Origin of the sequence: Chryseobacterium jejuense (assembly GCF_017877355.1) — a bacterium.
GTDB classification, from domain to species: domain Bacteria; phylum Bacteroidota; class Bacteroidia; order Flavobacteriales; family Weeksellaceae; genus Chryseobacterium; species Chryseobacterium jejuense_A.
Genome location: NZ_JAGIPR010000011.1, coordinates 82,445 through 104,956 on the forward strand (window position 1 = coordinate 82,445; position 22,512 = coordinate 104,956).

Sequence of the window (22,512 nt, forward strand, 5' to 3'; positions counted from 1 at the left end):
ATACTAGATTGATTGATTTTTATTTAAACTTGTACTTAATATTTTATATATAATCTTTCCAATCTCTGTAATCTGAATTTCTAATTTTTCCTCAAAAGGATATGTTTTAGAATGCTTACACAGATATAGCCAATATTTAGTTTCTTCCAGTTCTTTAGCTGCAATTTTAATTTTATTTACAAAATCATTCTTACTGTGAGGATTTTGTACCTCAAAAGCATTTGCACCTATACTTGTTCCGGAACGTAATAGTTGTTTTGCTATAACAAATTTTCTTTTTTCTTCTAACAATTCACAAAATTCAATTATATCTAACGAAAATTGAACAGTTTTCTCAATTAATGGATTATTCTCGAAATTTATCATTTGTGTTAGAAATTAATTTTATTTCATTATTGGTACATTGTTATACTGGTATATTGTTACATTGAACTTATAGTTCAGTTACTTTTTTTCCGATCTTATATACCGTTCCTACAAATTTTGCAATCAGCTCCTGATTTTGATTGGTAATCTGAATATCATAAACGGCTGTTTTTCTCGTGTCATTCACCAACACACTTTCTGCTCTGAAGATATCACCTTCTTTTCCTGCTTTAGTAAAATTGATGATACAGTTCAGTGCTACGGCAGCATCTCCGGTATTGTTGGAAGAAAATGCCAGCGCAGAGTCTGCAAAAGCAAAGGTAACCCCGCCATGAACTGTTTTAAGCCCATTAATCATATCTTTCTTGATGGGCATTTCTATTAAACAGTAATTTTCTTTTACTTCAATCATCTTGATATTCATCCACTGGGAAAAATAATCCTGATTGAACATATAATCTGCTACTTGTCTTGGATTCATTTCTATTAATTATATGTTTGATATTTCTTCATACAGCTCATCGGATAATCTGTCATAAACACTCATCGTTTTACCCAGAATGATTTGCTCGTATGAAAGATTTTCTGAGTCTGATGAATTTTCAGAGGGATATGATTCATTTAAATCAATTCCATTTTCGTTGGCTAATCTTTTGATCAGCTCTTTATATTTCTCATTAAACTTTCCTAACAGCTCAAACCTTTCCTCAGCATTTACAGAGGAAGCTTCCTGAGTTAAATACTGTTTCTCAATTAAAAGCCTTGTCTCCAGCTCTGCTCTGAATTCATCTATATTCATTTTTTAATGTAAAAATCAACTATAATATTTATACTTTAATTTTTTCTAAGAATAATTGGTATGAATCTGCTTTTCTACTAACCTGGTAAAAATTAATTCCTCTATTAGAAAGATTATTGATCATTTTATCCTTATGCTCTGGACACATTTTAAAACCAAAGATTATAGACTTTAAACATCTCTCATTATATCCTTGATTTCCCGGTAATCCTGTTATAATTCTCATTTCATCTTCATATGCCCAACATTTTGATTTATTTCCAAAAAGACTATTAATAATTATTCTATGATTTTGATTAATAACCATAGAATCTATTTTATAAACATTTTGAGAATAATTTGTTTTCAACAAATGCACTTGAGTTTTTAAATATTTCTCTTTCGAATTATATTTAATATCCAAATCTTCCAATGTTTCAAAATCATATTCAACGCAAAAGCCTTTATGACCTTCCGAATAATGTGCCCACATTAATTCGTTTAAATTATTTTTGGAAAGACTATAAACACCATAAGTTTTAAATAACTCGACAAGCTTCACTTGGGTATCAACCAAATTTTCAACCTTTTGACTATCAAATTTTGTTAGTTTAAAAAAATCAAAAAGTTTAAGCCCAAAATTTGCTTCCCTTCTTAAATTATCAACATTATAAAGTGCTTCGCTGGGATCATTCAAATCTTCTAGCTTTGATGACCAAAAACGATTTTCAATAATGGATTGTAAATCTCTATCAAAATTTGCAGCACCTCTATATTTATATAATTTCATATTACAATTTTCTCAGCAAAGGACTTTGTCTGTATCTTTCTTCCTGATATTCTTCGTATAGGTTCTGAAGGGTTTCGGAGATTTTTGAATATCCAATTTCTTGCCCCCAACCTAATAATCCTTTAGGATAGTTTACTCCTTTCTGCATTGCCAGTTCTATATCTTCATCATTCGCAACTCCCAGTCTTTTAGCTTCAACAGCTTCATTGATCAGCATGGAAATGATTCTTAAAAAGATCTGTTGATAAAGAGCTTCGTCTTTCTGCGCTTCCGGTTTTATTGCTCCCTCGCTATAATCATAGAAGCCTTTTCCTGTTTTTCTTCCGTGAAGTTTAGCCTCAGACATTCTCTGTTGAAGGAGAGACGGTTTGTATTTAGGATCATAGAAATAATCTTTGTAAACTGTTGTTGTTACCGCAAAGTTTACATCTACTCCAATAAGGTCCATCAATTCAAAAGGTCCCATTTTGAAGTTTCCAAGAGTTTTCATTGCTTCATCTACCTGTTCCGGTGTTGCGATATTTTCTTCAACAATTCTTAGAGCTTCACCATAATATGGGCGGGCAATTCTGTTAACGATAAATCCTGGAATATCTTTAGCAATAACAGGCATTTTTCCCCATTCTTTCATGAGGTTGTATATTTTTTCAGCTAACGTTTTTTCTGTTAATAATGATGGAATGACTTCCACCAAAGGCATCAACGGAGCCGGATTGAAAAAGTGAATTCCGATAAAACGCTCCGGTTTCTTTAGTTCTGCACCAAGAGAGGTGATAGAGATGGATGATGTATTGGAACCGATGATACAGTCTTCAGAAACATAAGTTTCAAGTTCTGTAAAAACCTTTGTCTTGATGTCTTTGTTTTCAATAATCGCTTCGATAACCAAATTGGAATCTTTTAGATCCTGCAAAGCTTCACCTTTTACAATATTGTTTTTGATCTCTGCGGCTTTTTCCTGAGAAATTTTTCCTTTTTCAGCTAATTTCTGAAGGGTTTTCTCTAAACCTGTAAGTGCTTTATCTATTTGTGGAGCATTAGCATCGAATAAAACGACCTTGCATCCTGCTGTTGCAGCCACCTGAGCAATTCCAACGCCCATGGTTCCTGCCCCAATAATTCCAATATTCATAGTTAAAAAAAGTAATGTAACAATGTATCAGTTTACCAATGTAACAATTTTATCAAAAAATTGAATCTTGCCTAAGCATGTATATTGATTGGTAAACTGCTACATTGATAAATTGTTATATTAATCTTATTTTCCTTTATAATTAGGTTTTCTTTTCTGCAAAAAGGCATTTACACCTTCTATGAAGTCTTCTGTTTCTGCCGCCTCCTGTTGTAGGTCTCCTTCCAGCTCCAACTGCTCTTTTAAAGTATTGGTGTAAGAGCTAGCGAAAGCTTTTTTCGTTAGCTTAAGAGCTGCTGTTGGCATATTAGCCATTCTCTCAAGAATTTCCATTGATTTTGGTCCGAATTCTTCTTCTGTGAAAACTTCTGCTACAAGACCATGAGCTTTAGATTCTTCGGCAGATAGTTTTTTACCTGTGAAAGCTAAATAATTCGCCAATTGTCTGCCTAAAAGTTTCGGTAAGAAATAGGTTCCTCCTGTATCAGGAATTAAACCGATATTTGAAAATGCCTGAGCAAAATAAGCTTTGTTATTGGCTAACACAAAGTCACAGATTAATGCCAACATAGCACCAGCACCAACTGCAGGACCGTTTACTAAAGCAATAACCGGTTTTTTACAACGGGTAACCTCCATTACCAATGGGTTATAATAGTCTACCACAATTTTTCTGATGATGTCCTGATCGTGATGCTCTTTACCTACTGCAAAAGCTTCTTCAAGATTCTGACCTGAGCAAAAAGCTCTTCCTCTTCCAGAAATGGCAACACATCTTACGGTTTCATCCTCACTGCATTCTTTAATAAAGTCCTTCAGGTCCCCTAAAGATGGCTTTGTAAGCGCATTCATCGTTTCAGGCTGATTTAGGTATGCGATTTTAAGTTTCCCGTCAAAATGCGATTCAATATCGAGTTGTGTATACATAAAATTTCTATTTAAATTCAGATAAATATAATAATTTAACAGTATAACAATGTAACAATTTACCAATTAGAACGTGAATATTTCAATGCAATGCATTATTGATACTATGAGATTGCTACATTATCAGATTGCTATATTGTTACATTTCTTAATGGCATTTAAAATAATCAAAAGGTTCCAGACAGTCTAAGCACTGATAAGAGGCTTTACACAAGGTAGACCCAAATCTGCTGATCTGTTTGGTATGCTCAGAACCACAACGTGGACATTTCTTCGGTTTCCCGATATGATGTTCATCTGCACCTTTTTCTGGTGGTGTGATTCCAAAAGCACGAAGTTTTTCTCTCGCTTCATCTGTCAGCCAATCGGTTGTCCATATTGGAAACATTTTGGTGACTACTTTTGCTTCCCATCCGTTTTCCTTCATAATCTTCTTGATATCTTCTTCGATGGTAAACATTGCCGGACACGCAGAATACGTAGGAGTAATCGTTACTTCACAGGAATTATCACCTGTGATTTCTGCTCCTCTTACAATTCCCAACTCCACAATGTTAATCACCGGAATTTCTGGATCGGGAACTAATTCTAATATTTCTAAAGGATTTTTCAATCTTTTTTCTAATTTTTTAAACGCAAAGATTTCACTTAGCAAAATCAACAAAGAACAGTTTATCAATATCTCATTTTAAGATTGTTACATTGATAAATTGCTACATTGTTACATTCCAGAATTTACCATGTACATCCCGGATATGCTCTTTGCATATACTGAAGCTCACAAAGGATAAATCCGAAATATTCTGTATGATATCCTGTTCTTGATTTAGGCTGCATAAACAGATTGACTGGATACTCTAGTCCGAAGCTCTGGAAATCTTTCTCTGTTGCAGCAACGAATTCTTGATACAATTCATCAACATTCGGAACGATATTTAAAACAACAAGATCATCTTCACCTTCTGATTTAGCAAATAATCCTTTTGTATATTCCCAGATATTTTCAATTGCATTTTCTACACGCGTACGGCTTTCTTCTGTTCCCTGAGCAAAGATTTTCATCCAGGATGCAGCATGAGTATAGTGATATCTTACTTCCTTTAATGATTTCTGAGCAATAGCAGACAATTCTTCATTCGCTGAATTTGATAATGCTTCATACATCAGTTTCTGATACATTGAGAAAACATAAACCTTTAAAATAGTCTGAGCATAATCTTCATTGGGAAGCTCTGTCCAGTGTGCGTTTACATATTCATGTTCATATCTTAAAAATGCAATATCATCTTCACTTTTACCATTGTCGATTACTCTTGAAGCATAAACATAAAAGTTATTCGCTTGCCCAAGTTCATCCAAAGCGATGTTCGTTAATGCAATATCTTCCTCTAAATAAGGACCTTCACCGCACCACGCAGACAAACGCTGTCCCATAATGAAACTGTCGTCTGCTAATTTTAATAAATAATTATATAATGGGTTCATTGTTTAATAGATTTGGAGACCAATAGATGGTAGACGGATAGATAATTAGATAGACAGAGACCATAAAGTCTTTTATCTATTCGTCTATTATCTCCAGGTCTTATTCATATTACATATTTTTTACGTCGTTTGGAATCTCGTAGAAAGTTGGGTGACGGTATAGTTTGTCATCAGCCGGATCAAAGAAAGCTTCTTTATCCACTCCTTCCGAAGTCACGATATATTTACTTGGAACTACCCAAACAGAAGTTCCTTCTTTTCTTCTTGTATAAACGTCTCTTGCGTTCTGTAAAGCCATTTCTGCTGTTGGCGCCTGTACTATTCCAACATGTTTGTGAGATAATCCTGGTTTAGTCTGAATAAACACTTCCCACATATCTAAATTTGCCATAGTCAAATTAATTTAACAATGTATCAATGCACCAGTTTACCAATGAGATTCTTCGCTTTGCTCAGAATGACAAATTGATTGTTACATTTTTACATTGGTATATTGTTACATTATTATATTACTTCTTTTTGTTGTTTTTCTGCAAAAGCAATCGCTGCTTCTTTTACCCAGGAATTTTCTCTCTGAGCTTTTCTCTTGGTTTCTATACGTTTTTTGTTGCAGGGTCCATTTCCTTTTAAGATTTCCATGAATTCTCCCCAAGGAAGTTCTCCGAAATCGTAATGCTGTCTTTCTTCATTCCATTTCAGGTCTTTATCCGGAATGGTTAATCCTAGAAACTCAGCCTGAGAAACGGTAACATCAATAAATCTCTGACGAAGACTGTCGTTACTTTCTCTTTTTACTCTGTAATTCATAGAAATTTTAGAGTTTGGCGAGCTGTCATCATTCGGTCCGAACATCATTAAAGCCGGCCACCAGAAACGATTTAATGAAGCCTGGGCCATTTCTTTCTGTTGTTTGGTACCACGGCAAAGTGCCATTAAGATTTCATATCCTTGTCTTTGGTGGAAAGATTCTTCTTTACAGATCTTTACCATCGCTCTTGAATAAGGACCATAAGAATTCCCCATTAACATTACCTGATTCATAATAGCAGCTCCATCTACCAACCAGCCGATAGCACCAATATCTGCCCAGCTTAGTGTTGGATAATTGAAAATACTTGAATATTTTGCTTTTCCTTCCAGCATATCATCATAAGTAGCATCTCTGTCTGCTCTGATACTTCCGTCTCCTAAAGTTTCCGTTGCAGAGTAAAGGTATAAACCGTGACCTGCCTCATCCTGAACTTTAGCTAAAAGTGCCATTTTTCTTCTTAATGAAGGGGCTCTGGAAATCCAGTTGGCTTCCGGTAACATTCCCACGATTTCAGAATGGGCATGCTGTGAAATCTGACGAACCAATAATTTTCTGTAATCATCAGGCATTACATCTTTTGGTTCTACTTTATTTTCTTCGTGAACGTATTGAACAAATTTTTCTAAATCCATAATTAAAATTTTTTTAAAATTTTAAAATGTAACAATGAATCAATTTAACAGTCTAGCAATAATTGTTACATTGGTAAACTGGTACATTGGTACATTAATTACACGTCATAATTAAGCATCACCACATTCGTTGTCGGGTGACATTGACAGGTAAGAACGTAACCTCTGGCTACTTCGTCTTCGGTAAGTGCATAGTTTTTCTCCATGAAAACTTCTCCTTCTAAAACTTCCGCTTTACACGTACAACAAACTCCTCCTTTGCATGCAAAAGGCACAGGAAGATTGTCTTTCAATGCTTTATCTAAGATACTCTCTTTTTTGGAATTAAGGTGAAACGAATATTCATCGTCATCAATGATTACCGTTACCATACTTTCAATATTGGCAATTGCTTTGAATTCATCACTCATTTCCTCTGTATTTTCTTCATCAGGAGCGGTGAAATATTCGAATAAAACCTGAATAGCAGGAACTTTTTTATCTTTTTTCAGATAGTCTGCAATTCCTTTAATCATTTCCGAAGGACCACAGATAAAATAAGTGGATTCTTTTACATCTATATCTGTATATCTTTCAAACAACTGATCTAACTTTTCAGGAGAAATTCTTCCTTCAAAAACTGGATCTTCGTGTTTTTCACGACTTACCAGATACACTACTTTAAATCTTCCATTGAATTGTTCTACCAACTTATCAATTTCAGCTTTTCTTAAAATGTGATTCATGCTTCTGTTACTGTAGAACAAATAAGCATTACTGTTAGGCTCCTGATAAAGACTTTCTTTGATATTGGATAAAACCGGCGTGATTCCGCTTCCTGCAGCCAAACCAACATATGTTTTTACGTTAGTCGGGTGATAAGAAGTGTTGAAACCGCCCATTGGAGGCATTACTTCCAGCATTTCATCCATATGAAGATGCTCATTGAAATATCCTGATACTTTTCCGTTTTCCAGCAATTTCACCAAAACTTCCAGCGTGTTGCTTTTTTCACTTGGAGCATTACAGATAGAGTAAGAACGCCTTTCCTCATTTCCATTAATCATCATTCGGAAATTAAGGTATTGTCCTTGTTTGAACCTGAACTTGTCTTTCAGCTCTTCAGGAATTTCCACCGCTACATTCACAGCGTCTGAAGTATCCTTCTGAACCTTTACAGTTTTAAGTTTATAAAATGAATTCATTATTTTTTTAGTATTCTATTTTTTTCCAACATTGAACAATCTTTATTTCTCATAAACAGATAGAAACATATTCTGCTCAACAATTATTTTTATATATCTTTTCTCTTTAGCTCTTCCACTACATTTTCTCCTATCTGCATCACTGATTTCATACTATTCTCGATCTTATTAATAATAGATTCCCGAGGACCATTCTTCCATTCATCACTTGAATAAAAAGCCTCTAAATCATCATACATCTTTTTCTCATTCTCAAAAGAACGGATCAAATAGTAACAATCTGGATCATGAAGCGAATTTCCATATGAAACGACATCAATTCCATTATTAACATGCAAGGGGACACTTATATTCTCCATGATATGATGGAACTCCTTTCCAGTACCTTTTTTTAAAGTATACTGCAAAATTTCTATGATCTTATTTTTCATATCATTTTTATGAACTATAATCTAATATCTTTATTTGTTTTCAGTATTCTATTAATTTTTCCACCTTCGCACTTCGGCAAACTGTCCTGAGCATGAACCTTCACTTTCGTGGTAATCCCTACTCTCTTTTTTATTTCGTTTTCAATATTTTTTCCGAAGCTTCCGACAAAATTAAAATAATCATCGGTATTTGCTTCTATTTTTTGTGCATTGACCAGCTCATCATCAATTTCAACATCAATATCTAAGGCTACACACATCTGTTCCTTTTCAACAGGGGTCAGATAATAATTAGGAACTACTCCTTTTACATGGGAAAATGCATCTTCAATCTGACTTGGATATACATTTACACCTCTTACAATCAGCATATCATCTGCTCTGCCAACGATAGGTTTCATTTTCACCATCGTTCTTTTGGCATTTTCGTCGTAATAAAGGCTTGTAATATCATTCGTCCAGTAACGCAGAAGCGGCATTGCCTTTTTCGTTAAAGTGGTAATCACCAATACACCTTCTTCTCCGAAAGGAACCGGCTGTTTTGTAATAGGGTCCAGAATTTCAGGATAAAAATGATCTTCCCAAATGTAGGAACCTCCTTTCTCCTCAAAATCCTCCATAGAAACTCCCGGCCCGATGATTTCACTTAAACCATAAATATTGGTAGCATGAACGCCTAATCTTTCTTCAATATGACCTCTGATAATTTCTGTCCAAGGTTCAGATCCTAGCACTGCATATTTAAGACTGATTTCTTCTGCAGAGATTCCTCTTTTAGCAAATTCATCAGCAATGGTTAAAGCATAAGATGGTGAACAACAAATCACTTCAGGTTTAAAATCTACAATAAGGTCTACCTGTCTGGCTGTCATTCCTCCTGAGATGGGAAGTACACTCATCCCAAGTATTTCCGCTCCATAATGAAGCCCTAATCCGCCTGTAAAAATCCCATAACCATAGGCATTATGCAATTGCATTCCAGGTCTTGCACCTGCTGCGTTGAGTGATCTTGCCACGACTTCGCTGAAAAGGTCTACATCTTCTTTAGTATATCCTACCACGGTTGGTTTTCCCGTAGTTCCGCTTGAACAGTGAATTCTCTGAAGTTCAGTTTTAGGAACTGTAAATAAACCAAACGGGTAATGATCTCTTAAATCCTGTTTGTAAGTAATTGGAAGTTTCGTGATATCCTCAATGCTCCTTATATCCTGTGGAGATATCTGCAATTCATCAAACTTTCTTTTATAAAACTCCGATTTCTCGTTCAGATAACCCATGAGATTTACTAACCGGTCGGATTGAAGCTGTCTCAACTGACCCAGCTCCAGATATTCAACTGAAAAATCCATAAAACTAACTAACATTTGTTAGGTGTAAATTTAAAAAGATTTTGGTAGCTGGCAAAATTTTTATGATTTTCGTCATATTTTGAACGATTCTAAATAATAGATCCAGGACTATCAGGAGCTAACTACAAAGTTGTAAAAATTTTAAGCACTCAATTAATGATAAAATTCAGTTGAAAAGCGCATACAAGTGATTACAAAATCATCGATTTATATTTTAACTGAAGTCATTCAGAGCAGAACGAAGTAGAGCATGGAATCTATATAAAATATTATAGTCGTGATAGGGTAATAGGTCAATAGCCTAACAGTTTCTATTGATTAGTTATAGAGATTCTTCCTTCGTCAGAATGACAGAGAATATATTAACTACTTTTGATTTCCTAAAAGCCCATAAAGGATCTTTTCCCTTATCTCATCAGTAATTTCATCGGTAGAATCACTACTTCTTTTGAACCAGAAATAGGAATTATTCAGGGTATGAAGAATGAATCTTGTAGTAAATGATGGTGATTTCAGTTCCCAGTTTTCTGCTTGATAGATTTCAGAAATTAACTTTTCCACTTCCAGTTGGTAACTTTTTCTCAGTTCTACAAACTCAGAAAGCCTTTCTTCCAGATGTCTCCATTCTATGGAATAAATATGGGTAACATCACGGTTTTTAAGAACAACAGATAGGTGTTTATCTAAAAATAAATTCAGTTTTTCCCTTGGAACAATATCTGTATTCTTTACTTCCTGAAGCTCATCGAAAAACTCTTGTGCAATACCAAAACAAACCCATTCCAGAATTTCTTCCTTCGAACGGATGTGTGCATATAATGATGCTGCCTTGATATTAAGCTTTGTAGCCAGATCTCTTACCGAGCTCCCCATATACCCTTTCTCCTTGAAAAGTTCTACGGCTACGTTTAATATTTTCCTTTGTTTTTCTTTAAGTTCCATCTGTAAAAATGCAAAAGTAGTTATTCTGAAATAAATTAAGCACTTCAGCTAAGCAAATTCACTCATTTTCAAATCCCTCTTCTCGGCTTTCAAATTCAAGACTGACGAATTGTTCACCAATTTCAAAGAAGATTTTGAAGAATCGGAAATTTTGTCTCGTTAAATTATCGTTAAAAATACATAATCCGGAAATTTTGTCTATATTTTTTGTAAATTTAATAATTGAACAGTTTTTGCGATACAGTCATCGATTACATGATTAAATAATTGATAGGCATTAAGAAACTAAGCCTGAAAATTTAGTTTCTTGATGTTTTTTAAAACTAAACTTTGAACGAATCATTACCAAAAATATAGAAAATATGAACTTAAACCAATATACTGTAAAATCACAAGAAGCCATCCAGGCAGCACAACAAGTAGCCATGGAATTTGGCAACCAAAGTATTGAACCTCAACATCTCCTTGAAGGGATCTTTCAGGTGGATGAAAATATATCGCCTTTCCTGTTAAAGAAATCTGAAGCAGATGCCACTTTAGTAAGAGAGCGAAACCGTGAAAATTTAGAAAAACTCCCAAAAGTACAGGGAGGAAATATCTATCTATCACAATCGGCAAACAAAGTATTGCTGGATGCGCCCAACATTGCTAAAAAAATGGGAGACGAATATGTAACGATTGAACATTTATGGTTATCTCTTATAGAAACCAGCTCCGAAGTTTCTCAAATGTTGAAAGACATGGGTGTAACCAAGAAATTACTGGAAGGAGCCATTAAAGAATTAAGAAAAGGAAGCAAAGCTACTTCTGCAAGTTCAGAAGAAACTTATCAATCCTTAAATAAATATGCGAAAAATTTCAACGAGTTAGCTGCTGAAGGAAAACTGGATCCGGTAATCGGGCGTGATGAAGAGATCAGAAGAGTATTACAGATCCTTTCCAGAAGAACCAAAAACAACCCTATCCTTATTGGGGAACCAGGGGTAGGTAAAACGGCTATCGCTGAAGGAATTGCTCACAGAATCATCAGTGGTGATATTCCTGAAAACCTGATGAATAAAACCTTGTATTCATTGGATATGGGAGCACTGATCGCCGGAGCCAAATACAAAGGTGAGTTTGAAGAGCGTCTGAAATCTGTAGTAAATGAAGTCATCAAATCTGACGGACAGATTATTCTTTTCATTGATGAGATCCATACTTTAGTAGGTGCCGGAGGTGGTGAAGGAGCGATGGACGCGGCCAACATTTTGAAACCTGCCCTTGCAAGAGGTGAATTAAGAGCTATTGGGGCTACCACTTTAAATGAGTACCAAAAGTATTTTGAAAAAGATAAAGCATTGGAAAGACGTTTCCAGAAAGTAATGGTGGAAGAACCGGATACTGAGTCTGCAATCTCTATCCTTCGTGGAATTAAAGATAAATATGAAGCTCACCATAAAGTAAGAATCAAAGACGAAGCGATTATTGCTGCCGTGGAAATGTCCCAAAGATATATTTCAGACCGATTTTTACCGGATAAAGCAATTGACCTTATCGACGAGGCTTCTGCTAAACTTAGAATGGAAATCAATTCCAAACCGGAAGAACTTGATGTGTTAGACAGAAAATTAATGCAGTTGGAAATTGAGTTGGCTGCAATTTCAAGAGAGGGCAACCAAACTAAAATAGACCATTTAAAAGAAGACATCTCGAAGATTTCTGAACAGAGAAATGAGATTAATGCCAAATGGCTGAAAGAAAAACAGAAAAGTGAAGATCTTACCCAGATTAAAAAAGATATTGAATCTCTGAAGTTAGAAGCAGAAAGAGCTTCCAGAGCTGGAGATTATGCCAAAGTAGCGGAAATCCAATACGGAAAACTTCGTGAAAAAGAAGATGAACTGGCAAAGCTTGAACTTGAAATGCAAAATCATCAGAATGAGCTTATCAAAGAGGAAGTAACCTCTGAAAATATATCTGAAGTGATCGCAAAATGGACAGGTATTCCTGTAACCAAGTTATTACAGTCTGAAAGAGACAAATTATTGAATCTGGAAGCAGAACTCCACCACAGAGTTGTTGGTCAGGATGAAGCGATTGAGGCTGTAGCAGATGCCATCAGAAGGAACAGAGCAGGATTGAGTGATGATAAAAAACCAATTGGGTCTTTCTTATTCTTAGGAACAACCGGTGTTGGTAAAACGGAGCTTGCAAAGGCATTGGCAGAATTCTTGTTTGATGACGAAAATAACATGACCCGAATTGATATGAGTGAATATCAGGAACGTCACAGTGTTTCCAGATTGGTAGGTGCGCCTCCGGGATATGTTGGATATGATGAAGGCGGACAATTGACTGAAGCAGTAAGAAGAAGGCCTTATTCCGTGGTTCTTTTGGATGAGATTGAAAAAGCTCACCCGGATGTTTTCAATACTCTGCTACAGGTTTTAGATGATGGTCGTTTAACAGATAACAAAGGCCGTGTAGTGAATTTCAAAAATTCTATCATCATTATGACTTCGAATTTAGGCTCACACCTGATTCAGGAGAATTTTGAAAATTTAACTGAGGAAAACCAGGATGAGATTGTGGATAAAACCAAAGATGAAGTTTTTGATTTATTGAAACAAACATTACGTCCGGAATTCCTGAACAGAATTGATGAGATTGTACTCTTCCAACCTTTGAGAAAGAAAGAGATTGGAAAAATCGTTCAGTTTCAATTGAGAGGGTTTAATGAGATGTTAGCAAAACGTAACATCATCATGACTTTCACTCAGGATGCGGTAGATTATCTGATGGAAAAAGGATATGATCCGGCATTTGGAGCAAGACCTCTAAAAAGAGTAATTCAACAGGAAGTATTAAATAAACTGTCTAAAGAAATCCTTGCAGGAAATGTAAATGATGGTGACAGAATTACCCTGGATTACTTTGTAGAAACAGGATTAGTATTCAGACCTACTGAACAATAAAAGAATAAAGTAGTTTTTTTTCATATACATTAATTTTTGTAAATGAGTGCTGTAGAGAAATCTGCGGCACTTATTTTTTGTATAAGAACTTTTACACAAATTGTTTATTACAAATAATAATTTTCAAGCAATTGCTGATTATTCAAAAAATTATCCTACGTATTAAATATTATTAATGTTTTATTTATTATAAAAACATATTTAATATACAAAATAAACATTAAAAACATAAAACAAATGCATTTAACATAAAAAAAATATCAAATTAATAAATACTTCATATTAAAATTTACCATACATTCGTTTTATAAAAAAAACGAGATTTATGAAAAAAACAATTTTAGGTGTTTTGATTACACTTTTAGTATCCTGTAATAGTAATGAAACCGAAAACATTACCCCAGAAAACACAAACGTGGAAGAAGTCAATACAACAGCAGGCAAAGAAGCCTTTTGCGGTTCTGATATTCTAAGACAGAAACATCTTGCAGAAGACCCTTCCGCTATGCAGCGAATGCTTCAGATAGAAAGCCAGACCGCTAACTATATTGAGCAGAAAAAAATGGGTAAAGTTTTGGCAGATGGAAGTATAGAAATTCCGGTGATCTTTAATGTTCTTTACACAAAGGCTGCCAACAATGTATCAGATGCCAGAATAAATTCTCAAATTGATGTACTTAATAAAGCTTTTGCATCTAGTCATGTCGATATTTCTAAGATTCCTACCGAATTTCAGCCAGTGAATGCGGGAGATACCAAAATTAAATTCAGACTGGCTGGCATTAACAGAAAATCAACAAAAACTTCCAGATGGGCACCAGATGATAAAATGAAAAAAGCATCTACAGGAGGGATGGACTCTACCGATCCTAACAACTATTTAAATATTTGGGTTGTAGATTATATGCCTTATCAGTCCGGATACGTCTTAGGATACGCCACTTTTCCGGAAGATGCAGGACTTTGGAATGATGGTGTTGTTATGATGGATGATTATGTAGGAGAAGGAGGTCCGGACCCAACCCATAACCAAGGAAGAGTTACAGTACATGAGGTAGGACATTATTTAAATCTAAGACATATTTGGGGGGATGCGAACTGTGGAAATGACTTTGTGGATGACACCCCTCAACAGATCACCAAACATTCCGGCGTACCATCCTATCCTAGATATGAGACTTGTGGTGGAGTTTCACGTTCTGTCATGTTTATGAACTATATGGATTACTCAGATGAAACAACGCTATTCATGTTTACACAACAACAAAATAACAGAATGCAAGCTGCAATTTCTGCATCCGGTCCCCGAGCAGGATTACGAGTTTTATAAGATTATCAAAAATTTAAAAAAAGATCGCTTTCCTCAAGCGGTCTTTTTTTTTAAAAGCATGCTCATAAATCCATCATAAGAAGTATTAGTATCTCAAAAGAAATACTAAATGATAAATATTTCTTTATAACGTGAAATACATTATCTTTACCTTACAAATTAATAACAAAATCAGTATGAAAAAGTTAAAAAGACAGGAATTAAAGAAAATTGAAGGCGGAGTACTTCCTCCAATGATTGCATGTGATGAGTTCTGGAACTGTCCTACCGGCCTTTGCTGTACTGCAGGATTGGTCTGCAGGGATCCTAAAAAGTATGGATGCATTTAACTATAAACGGAGAATTTTTCTCCGTTTTTTATGTCCTATAACTTTAGTTTTATCTTATCTTTTTTTTAATTAGGAAGCAATCCGTAAAAACACGGTAAAAATAACAGTATAATTCCCTATTCCCTATTCTATTTACTCCCATATTTTTTTACGAAATTTGCGGAAACACGGATGCTCTATTATAAAACTAAGTTATGAAAACAGAATCTACTAATGAACACGAGCCTTCAGGCTCAGGAGCAATGTCAAATGATCTTATCAAAGCTCTTATTGACAATTACCGCCAAAACCAAATGATTGCCATTAATGAAACTATGGGAATAACAGATTCCAACTCCATATGGTTTGATCTTACCAAGTTGAAAAACTTCATTAACCAATTAGAACACGAAGCCCGAAAAATGAATTCTGAATGTACTGAGGAAGATTTAGGGGTCAGGTTTTATTACGCCGCCTATCCGAAAATCGAGAATTGGGACATCATGGAAAGCCATCCCGTTCCCCAGGAGTATTCCGAAAGACACACCCTCATAATGGTCCCTACATTGAAAAAAGAAAATGAAGACGGAGAAATTATACATTTCGACTTCAACTCATTACCAAATAATAAACTGAGAAACCTTACACTCAATGCACGTGGCCCAAAACCTGGAGGCATCGGAGAAAATCAGGGAACCTTATCACCTCCGGCAAGCTCAATGGGAATGCTTTAGTATTAATTAAAAGAACTTATTATAAACTATGACTGAATTCCAAAGGTTTTTCTCACAATTTATGTATACTGGAGAGGCTATTGCTGCTTTAGTATCCATTATTTATTTTAACCGTGAAAAAAAACTGCATTGGAAACTTTTCGCTTTGTATCTTATTGCTATTTTCCTATGTGAATCTTCTGTGAAGTGGGCAGAGGAGAAGCTTCGTATCGATAGAATTATTTTTTACAACTATTTTGTAATGCCATTGCAGTTTATTTTCTTTTATTGGTTATATGCAATAAAATCTCTGAAGAAACCCAAACTATTCTACATCTTTTCTTTTCTATATTTTGCTGCTTTTATTCCACAACTTTCACTTTTTGTAGAAAGAAAAGTTGTTTATGCTCTCAATTATACTTTAGGTTGTATATTTTTGATGGTTCTGGTAGTTATGGAATATTATAAACAAGTCAATTCAACGGAAATCCTAAAATTCAGTACCAACAGAATGTTTTATATCAATCTGGGTAATACTCTTTTTTATATAGGAACACTCCCGTTTATGACCTTCATGTCTCTTCTTTGGGAATACAGAGATATATGGGATCTATATTTTGCTTATTTTCAGATTTCCGGAACTATCATGTATATTTTATTTGCAAGTGCATTTATATGGGGAAAGCAGAATTAATAATTACGATCATTCTTTTTAATACATTCTTTGTAATGTTTGCCGTTGCTGTGGCCATCTACATCAGAAACTACAGGCAGCGCAAGAAAGAATACCTTAATGAGATGGAAATGAAAAACGAAATTCACCAGAGAGAACTCCTCTCTACCCAGCTGGAGATCCAGCAGGCCACCATGCAGCAAATTGGAAGAGAACTACATGACAATATCGGACAAAAGTTGACTTTGGTGAGTTTATATGTTCAGCAAATGCTTTATGAGAACAAGGTTCCAGAAGCCAGCGAGAGAATTGACCAGGTTTCACAGATTATCAACCAATCTCTGCAGGATTTGCGTAGCCTTTCAAAAACATTAACAGATGACAACATCAGCCAAAAGGAAATTGTAACGTTGATACAGGAGGAGGTTGATAATACCAATTCATTGAAAAGATGTCTTATCAGTTTTGAACATAATTTTGAACATTTGGATCTGGGTTTTGTCCATAAAAATCTATTGCTGAGAATCACTCAGGAGTTTATCCAGAACAGCATAAAACACTCTCAATGCAAAAATATTTTCATCAGTTTAAATACTTCCGAAAACTTACTTTGGGAACTCACCATCCGTGATGACGGAATCGGATTTGATACCACCCAGACAAAATCTAATGGGATTGGTCTCACCAATATGAAAAACAGAGCTGAAATCATTGGTGCCGATTTCCTTCTTGAGAGCGAAAAAAATGCAGGCACCCAACTCAATATTACCTTAAAAAAACAGCCATGAAAAAAACAATTGTAATTGTTGACGACCATATACTTATTGCAAAAGCCCTTGAAGGGATTATTGGTAACTTCAGTGAGTTTGAAGTAATCTATGTCTGTGAAAGCGGCAAAGATCTGATTCAAAAATTTGAAGAAGGAAACACAATTCCTGAAATCATTCTTATGGATGTCAGTATGCCGATTATGGATGGTTTTGAAACTGCTGCCTGGGTTACCAAAAATCATCCGGAAATCAAAGTTATGGCACTCAGCATGCAAGGTGATGATAACAGTGTTATTAAAATGATTAAAAATGGTGCAAAAGGATATCTTTTAAAAAACACCCATCCAAAAGATTTGGAAATAGCACTTACTAGATTAAATACAGATGGTTTCTATTATCCTGAATGGGCCTCAAAGATTATATTCTCCAATCTCAATAAAAATGACATAGAAACTACTGTAAAAATCTCCGAACGGGAAAAAGAATTTCTCAAATACACAGTAACAGAACTGAGTTATAAAGAAATTGCAGACAGAATGTGCTGCAGTCCCAGAACAGTAGAAAGCTACCGTGACCAATTATGTGAAAAACTGGATTTAAAAACCCGAGTAGGCCTGGCTGTTTTCGCTATTAAGAATGGCTTTGCAAACTAATTCAAAGTAAAAATTTTTCTTTCAAACAATTTAATAGATTTATTATTTACACACAAAAACACAAAACAAATAAAATTTCAAAGCTATTCATTGAATTATCAAAAATATAACATTTAACCAAAACACATGCGATATAATTAAACTAATAAACTAATAAGTGTTAATTTAATAAAAAAATTAAATAATAGTTTGCATATTAATTCCAAATAATATAATTTCACATCCTCAATTTTAAAAATATTGATATGAAAAAACTACTTTTTGGAGCTCTTATGCTCGGTCTAATGACAGCATGTAACAATGATAACGTTACCAATCAAAATGAAGCTCCAGCTGAAGAGCCAGCACTGGCTGCCGGATTAGCACAAAGAGGATGTGCTTCCGAAGAAATAAGACAGGAGGCCTTGAAAAACAATCCTGAACTCAAACAAAGATTTGCTGATTTGGAAATCAACACAGAAAACTTTGCCAAGAATGTGCAATTTGGAAAAGTTCTTGCTGACGGTAGCGTAGAAATCCCTGTAGTGGTAAATGTAATCTATAAAACTACTGCAGAAAACGTTTCTGATGCAAGAATAGCTGAACAAATTGCAGTATTAAATGCTGATTATTCAGGTACAAACAGTGATGCCAGTAAAATCCCTTCTGAATTCACATCGGTAAGTTCGGGCGACACAAAAGTAAAATTCAGACTGGTAAATACGGTTAGAAAATCTACTTCCAAGACAAGTTGGGCTACCAATGATGACATGAAAAAAGCATCTAAAGGAGGTATTGATGCAACTAATCCTACCAATTATTTAAATATCTGGATCGTAGGAAAAATGACAAGCCAGGGCCGTACCATTCTTGGATACGCTACATTCCCAGAATCTGCAGGATTATGGAATGACGGCGTTGTCATTGGAGCACCATATTTTGGTAAAACAGGAGCTTCTTCACCGTTCAACCTGGGAAGAACAGCAACGCATGAGGTAGGACACTACTTAAACCTAAGACATATCTGGGGAGATGCTAATTGTGGAAATGACCTTGTAAGTGATACCCCTACACAAACAACAGCCAATTATGGAAAACCTACATACCCTTTATACAACACATGTAGCGGAGTACAAAGATCTGTAATGTTTATGAACTATATGGATTATGTAGATGATGGAGCTATGTTTATGTTCTCCGCGGGACAAAAAACAAGAATGCAGTCTGTGGTTGCAGCTTCAGGTGCAAGAGCAGGATTAAGAGTTTACTAGTAAAAAATACAGTTATTAAATATTTAAAAATCTATCTCAAATTGAGATAGATTTTTTTTGCCTCTACTCTCCTCTTACATTCAGAAATATTATTGTATTTATCAACTGATTTTTCAAACTAGAAATAACGGAAGCATTATTCTTTTTTATTCCGGACATATAATCATTGGGAAAAAGCAAAAAATCTGAAGCTGTCACCATTCTTTTAATGATCGTTTCGAGGACTGATTTAGTGTTAAAAATATTCTACAAACAATAAAAAAGCATAAAAATATTTTCACCCCTAAATACACTTAGGCGTGAAATATAAAACAATTAATTAAAAATAATTAAAATTCAAAACAATACCAATTATATTATCATATACATAAGTAAAACGACCATTAAATAAACATTTATTAATTATTTCGTTAAATAATTTGCATATCAATTTTAAATAATATAATTTCACATTCTCAACCACAATTATATTATAACGATATGAAAAAATTCTTATTTGGAGCTCTTGCTCTAGGTTTAATGTCTGCCTGTAATAATGACAGCATGACCAACCAAAATGATTCACCTATGAATTCAGAAGCTTCTCCTACTGCATTAACTGTTACACAAAGAAGCTGTCCATCAGAAGAAATAAGACAAGCAATGCTTCTGAAAAATCCTGCGCTTCAGCAAAAAGTAGCCGATATTGAATTCGGAACCGAAAAATTTGCAGAAAATCTTAAAGTGGGAAAAGTACTCGCAGATGGAACAGTTGAGATCCCGGTTGTTTTTAACGTGATCTATAATACCTCAACTCAAAATGTTTCCGATGCAAGAATCGCAGAGCAAATTGCGGTACTGAATGCTGATTATGGCGCTACCAATTCCGACATCACTAAAATTCCTTCAGCGTTTCAACCTTCAGCGGCAGGTGATGTAAAAATCCGTTTCAAGTTGATAGCCACTAACCGTAAACAGAGTACAAAAACAGCCTGGAGATCTGATCTTGAAGAGATGAAAGAAGCCAGCACAGGAGGTATTACTGCTACTGATCCGACTAAAAATATGAATATATGGGTTGTCAATTCAATACTTGACGATAAGGGCCAGCCCGGAACTTTAGGCTACGCTTATTATCCGGAACATGCAGGGCAATGGTATGATGGCCTTGTAATTGGATATCAGTATATAGGAAAAACCGGTGCTTCGGCTCCGTTCAACTTAGGAAGAACAGTAACACATGAAGTAGGACACTATCTGAACCTTCCACACCTTTGGGGATCATCTAATACAGGCTGTCAGACAGATTACTCTAATGATACACCGACTTCTCCAGGTCCTAACTACGGAACTCCCACATATCCTTTGAACAGAGTTTGTGGAGGTGTAAGCCGTTCTCAGATGTTCATGAACTATATGGATTATGTAGATGATAAGGCAATGTTTATGTTTTCTGCTAATCAAAAAACAAGAATGCAAGCTGTAGTATCCACATCCGGACCAAGAGCTGGGTTAAGATAATCAACAAAATCAGCTGAAATATTATAAAAACATTAAAATAGTCTATCTCAATTTTTGGGATAGATTTTTTTTATATTTTTACGCGATTTAATTTCAGTACCATTAACTAAGATGAAAAAAATAGCATTAGCATCAGGAATACTATTGCACTTATTTTGTATTAAGGCACAGGATACAATTCAGCCTCGAAATCTTCAACGAGATATTGCTTTAATGAATACCAATTTACCGATAAAGGAATCTACTCCTTTTTTCAAAAAGGAATGGGTAAAAAAATCTGTAGCTCCCGCCATTCTTTTTACTGCAGCAGCAGCTACATGGGGAGAAAAAGAAAATATCCGTGAGGTAAGAAACCGATACCTTCCTAACTTCAAAGTTAAATATGATGATTATCTTCAATATGCTCCTGCCGTAGCTGTTTACGGTCTAAAACTCGGAGGTGTAAAAGGAAGAAACAACATTGGAAGAGCCACTTTATCTTATGGAGCTAGTTTAGCCATAATGGCAATTTTAGTCAATTCGATTAAATATACTGCAAAAATTGAGCGTCCGGATGGATCTAAAAATAATTCTTTCCCATCAGGACATGCTGCTATGGCTTTTACCAATGCCAGTTTCCTACATAAAGAATATGGGATGGTAAATCCTGCCTACAGTATTGCAGGATATGGTTCTGCCACTATTACAGGACTTGGGAGAAATTTAAATAACAGACACTGGGTTCCAGATATCCTTGCCGGTGCCGGGATTGGGATTATATCAACAGAACTGGGTTATTTTTTTATTGATAAAATTTATAAAAACAAGGGAGATAATTTAAGTATCTTATCAAGAATACAGGGAAATGATTACCCCTCTTTTCTTTCTCTAAAAATGGGTACAGCACTGGGTACCACCAACTTCCTGAAAGAATCGGAATTGGATGACAAAAAGCAAATTGGCTTTGAAGGCGGGCTGGAAGGAGCTTATTTCTTTTCAAAAAAATGGGGTGTGGGAGCAGATGTCACCTTCAGTAGTTTCCCTATTAAGTCTCAAAGAATAACCTTTGATGACGAACAGGATTTTGGTGACCATGAAATTAAAACCCAATCTATGGGCTTCCTATCTGCAGGAATTGGGCCTTATTTTTCTCATGAACTCTCAGACAAATGGCAACTTACTTTAAAAATAACCGGCGGGTATGCTGCTACTGCCAGTGGAAAAGTATTTGTAAAAGGAAATGAAATAGACACTCCTAACCACGAGCTTCAGATTGCCAGATACAAACCCAAACCGGCTTTCCGTTGGAATACAGGAGCTTCTATGACTTATAAGTTTAATCCGGGATTAGGTCTTACTTTCTATACAGATTACAATCAGATTAACTCTACGATCCGATATCACTTCAGCGATGAGATTAAGGAAAGCGCTGAGCTAGATCAGGAACTGAACAATCTGATTGCTAAAGAAAAAATCAATTATATTACTTTAGGTCTAAGATTAACCGCCTATTTTTAAAATAAAAAAGCCTTCAGAGTCTGAAGGCTTTTAC

General features: G+C 35.1%; 24 protein-coding genes. 10 read left to right on the forward strand and 14 right to left on the reverse strand.

Annotation, left to right across the window (positions count from 1 at the left end; all coding sequences use genetic code 11):
• Positions 1 to 3: 3 nt before the first annotated feature.
• The 14 genes from J2772_RS19340 to J2772_RS19405 all read right to left on the reverse strand — a co-directional run bounded on the left by J2772_RS19340 (position 4) and on the right by J2772_RS19405 (position 10,827).
• Positions 4 to 366, reverse strand: a complete 363-nt coding sequence (locus J2772_RS19340) for a four helix bundle protein (protein ID WP_209919601.1) — start codon at positions 364 to 366, stop codon at positions 4 to 6.
• 67 nt (positions 367 to 433) lie between these two features.
• Positions 434 to 847 (reverse strand): PaaI family thioesterase, encoded by a 414-nt coding sequence (locus tag J2772_RS19345; RefSeq protein WP_209919602.1) that lies wholly within the window; start codon positions 845 to 847, stop codon positions 434 to 436.
• Positions 848 to 856: 9 nt separating this feature from the next.
• Entirely contained in the window at positions 857 to 1,165 is a 309-nt protein-coding gene (locus J2772_RS19350) for a hypothetical protein (protein WP_209919604.1), read from the reverse strand.
• Between the two features lie 28 nt (positions 1,166 to 1,193).
• Positions 1,194 to 1,934 carry a DUF2971 domain-containing protein gene (locus tag J2772_RS19355; RefSeq protein ID WP_209919606.1) on the reverse strand — a complete coding sequence of 247 codons (741 nt, stop codon included), beginning with the start codon at positions 1,932 to 1,934 and terminating at the stop codon, positions 1,194 to 1,196.
• A 1-nt stretch (position 1,935) separates the two neighbouring features.
• The gene (locus J2772_RS19360) at positions 1,936 to 3,066 is read right to left on the reverse strand and encodes a 3-hydroxyacyl-CoA dehydrogenase NAD-binding domain-containing protein (RefSeq protein ID WP_209919608.1); all 1,131 of its coding nucleotides are present in this window, start codon (positions 3,064 to 3,066) and stop codon (positions 1,936 to 1,938) included.
• Between the two features lie 126 nt (positions 3,067 to 3,192).
• Positions 3,193 to 3,993 carry an enoyl-CoA hydratase-related protein gene (locus J2772_RS19365; protein ID WP_209919610.1) on the reverse strand — a complete coding sequence of 267 codons (801 nt, stop codon included), beginning with the start codon at positions 3,991 to 3,993 and terminating at the stop codon, positions 3,193 to 3,195.
• A gap of 148 nt (positions 3,994 to 4,141) precedes the next feature.
• On the reverse strand, positions 4,142 to 4,606 hold the full coding sequence (gene paaD, locus J2772_RS19370) for a 1,2-phenylacetyl-CoA epoxidase subunit PaaD (RefSeq protein ID WP_209919611.1): 465 nt from the start codon (positions 4,604 to 4,606) through the stop codon (positions 4,142 to 4,144).
• A 122-nt stretch (positions 4,607 to 4,728) separates the two neighbouring features.
• A complete protein-coding gene (paaC, locus tag J2772_RS19375) occupies positions 4,729 to 5,478 on the reverse strand; it encodes a 1,2-phenylacetyl-CoA epoxidase subunit PaaC (RefSeq protein ID WP_209919612.1) in 750 nt (249 codons plus the stop codon).
• A 109-nt stretch (positions 5,479 to 5,587) separates the two neighbouring features.
• Positions 5,588 to 5,869, reverse strand: a complete 282-nt coding sequence (gene paaB, locus J2772_RS19380) for a 1,2-phenylacetyl-CoA epoxidase subunit PaaB (RefSeq protein WP_002981782.1) — start codon at positions 5,867 to 5,869, stop codon at positions 5,588 to 5,590.
• 113 nt (positions 5,870 to 5,982) lie between these two features.
• Entirely contained in the window at positions 5,983 to 6,921 is a 939-nt protein-coding gene (gene paaA, locus J2772_RS19385; protein ID WP_045501831.1) for a 1,2-phenylacetyl-CoA epoxidase subunit PaaA, read from the reverse strand.
• A 98-nt stretch (positions 6,922 to 7,019) separates the two neighbouring features.
• Positions 7,020 to 8,105: a 2Fe-2S iron-sulfur cluster-binding protein gene (locus J2772_RS19390; RefSeq protein ID WP_209919613.1), complete on the reverse strand. Its 1,086-nt coding sequence runs from the start codon at positions 8,103 to 8,105 to the stop codon at positions 7,020 to 7,022.
• Between the two features lie 89 nt (positions 8,106 to 8,194).
• The gene (locus tag J2772_RS19395) at positions 8,195 to 8,536 is read right to left on the reverse strand and encodes a hypothetical protein (protein WP_209919614.1); all 342 of its coding nucleotides are present in this window, start codon (positions 8,534 to 8,536) and stop codon (positions 8,195 to 8,197) included.
• Between the two features lie 14 nt (positions 8,537 to 8,550).
• On the reverse strand, positions 8,551 to 9,885 hold the full coding sequence (locus tag J2772_RS19400; protein WP_209919615.1) for a phenylacetate--CoA ligase family protein: 1,335 nt from the start codon (positions 9,883 to 9,885) through the stop codon (positions 8,551 to 8,553).
• A gap of 366 nt (positions 9,886 to 10,251) precedes the next feature.
• Positions 10,252 to 10,827 (reverse strand): TetR/AcrR family transcriptional regulator, encoded by a 576-nt coding sequence (locus J2772_RS19405; RefSeq protein WP_209919616.1) that lies wholly within the window; start codon positions 10,825 to 10,827, stop codon positions 10,252 to 10,254.
• 362 nt (positions 10,828 to 11,189) lie between these two features.
• Between J2772_RS19405 and clpB the strand changes: the two genes are divergently transcribed.
• The 10 genes from clpB (at position 11,190) to J2772_RS19455 (ending at position 22,478) form a co-directional block, all read left to right on the forward strand.
• The gene (clpB, locus tag J2772_RS19410) at positions 11,190 to 13,784 is read left to right on the forward strand and encodes an ATP-dependent chaperone ClpB (RefSeq protein WP_209919618.1); all 2,595 of its coding nucleotides are present in this window, start codon (positions 11,190 to 11,192) and stop codon (positions 13,782 to 13,784) included.
• Between the two features lie 325 nt (positions 13,785 to 14,109).
• Positions 14,110 to 15,114: a zinc metalloprotease gene (locus tag J2772_RS19415; RefSeq protein WP_209919620.1), complete on the forward strand. Its 1,005-nt coding sequence runs from the start codon at positions 14,110 to 14,112 to the stop codon at positions 15,112 to 15,114.
• A 176-nt stretch (positions 15,115 to 15,290) separates the two neighbouring features.
• Complete coding sequence (locus J2772_RS19420) at positions 15,291 to 15,443, forward strand: hypothetical protein (RefSeq protein WP_209919621.1); 153 nt, start codon at positions 15,291 to 15,293, stop codon at positions 15,441 to 15,443.
• A 194-nt stretch (positions 15,444 to 15,637) separates the two neighbouring features.
• Complete coding sequence (locus J2772_RS19425) at positions 15,638 to 16,156, forward strand: hypothetical protein (protein WP_209919623.1); 519 nt, start codon at positions 15,638 to 15,640, stop codon at positions 16,154 to 16,156.
• A gap of 28 nt (positions 16,157 to 16,184) precedes the next feature.
• Complete coding sequence (locus tag J2772_RS19430; RefSeq protein WP_209919625.1) at positions 16,185 to 16,829, forward strand: hypothetical protein; 645 nt, start codon at positions 16,185 to 16,187, stop codon at positions 16,827 to 16,829.
• Complete coding sequence (locus tag J2772_RS19435) at positions 16,811 to 17,596, forward strand: sensor histidine kinase (RefSeq protein WP_209919627.1); 786 nt, start codon at positions 16,811 to 16,813, stop codon at positions 17,594 to 17,596. Before J2772_RS19430 ends, J2772_RS19435 begins: the two co-directional genes overlap by 19 nt.
• Positions 17,593 to 18,231: a response regulator transcription factor gene (locus J2772_RS19440; RefSeq protein WP_209919629.1), complete on the forward strand. Its 639-nt coding sequence runs from the start codon at positions 17,593 to 17,595 to the stop codon at positions 18,229 to 18,231. The genes J2772_RS19435 and J2772_RS19440 overlap by 4 nt, the downstream gene beginning before the upstream one ends.
• A 245-nt stretch (positions 18,232 to 18,476) precedes the next feature.
• Complete coding sequence (locus tag J2772_RS19445) at positions 18,477 to 19,481, forward strand: zinc metalloprotease (RefSeq protein WP_209919631.1); 1,005 nt, start codon at positions 18,477 to 18,479, stop codon at positions 19,479 to 19,481.
• A gap of 480 nt (positions 19,482 to 19,961) precedes the next feature.
• Complete coding sequence (locus J2772_RS19450; RefSeq protein WP_209919633.1) at positions 19,962 to 20,981, forward strand: zinc metalloprotease; 1,020 nt, start codon at positions 19,962 to 19,964, stop codon at positions 20,979 to 20,981.
• A gap of 111 nt (positions 20,982 to 21,092) precedes the next feature.
• Positions 21,093 to 22,478 carry a phosphatase PAP2 family protein gene (locus J2772_RS19455; protein ID WP_209919636.1) on the forward strand — a complete coding sequence of 462 codons (1,386 nt, stop codon included), beginning with the start codon at positions 21,093 to 21,095 and terminating at the stop codon, positions 22,476 to 22,478.
• Positions 22,479 to 22,512: the final 34 nt, after the last annotated feature.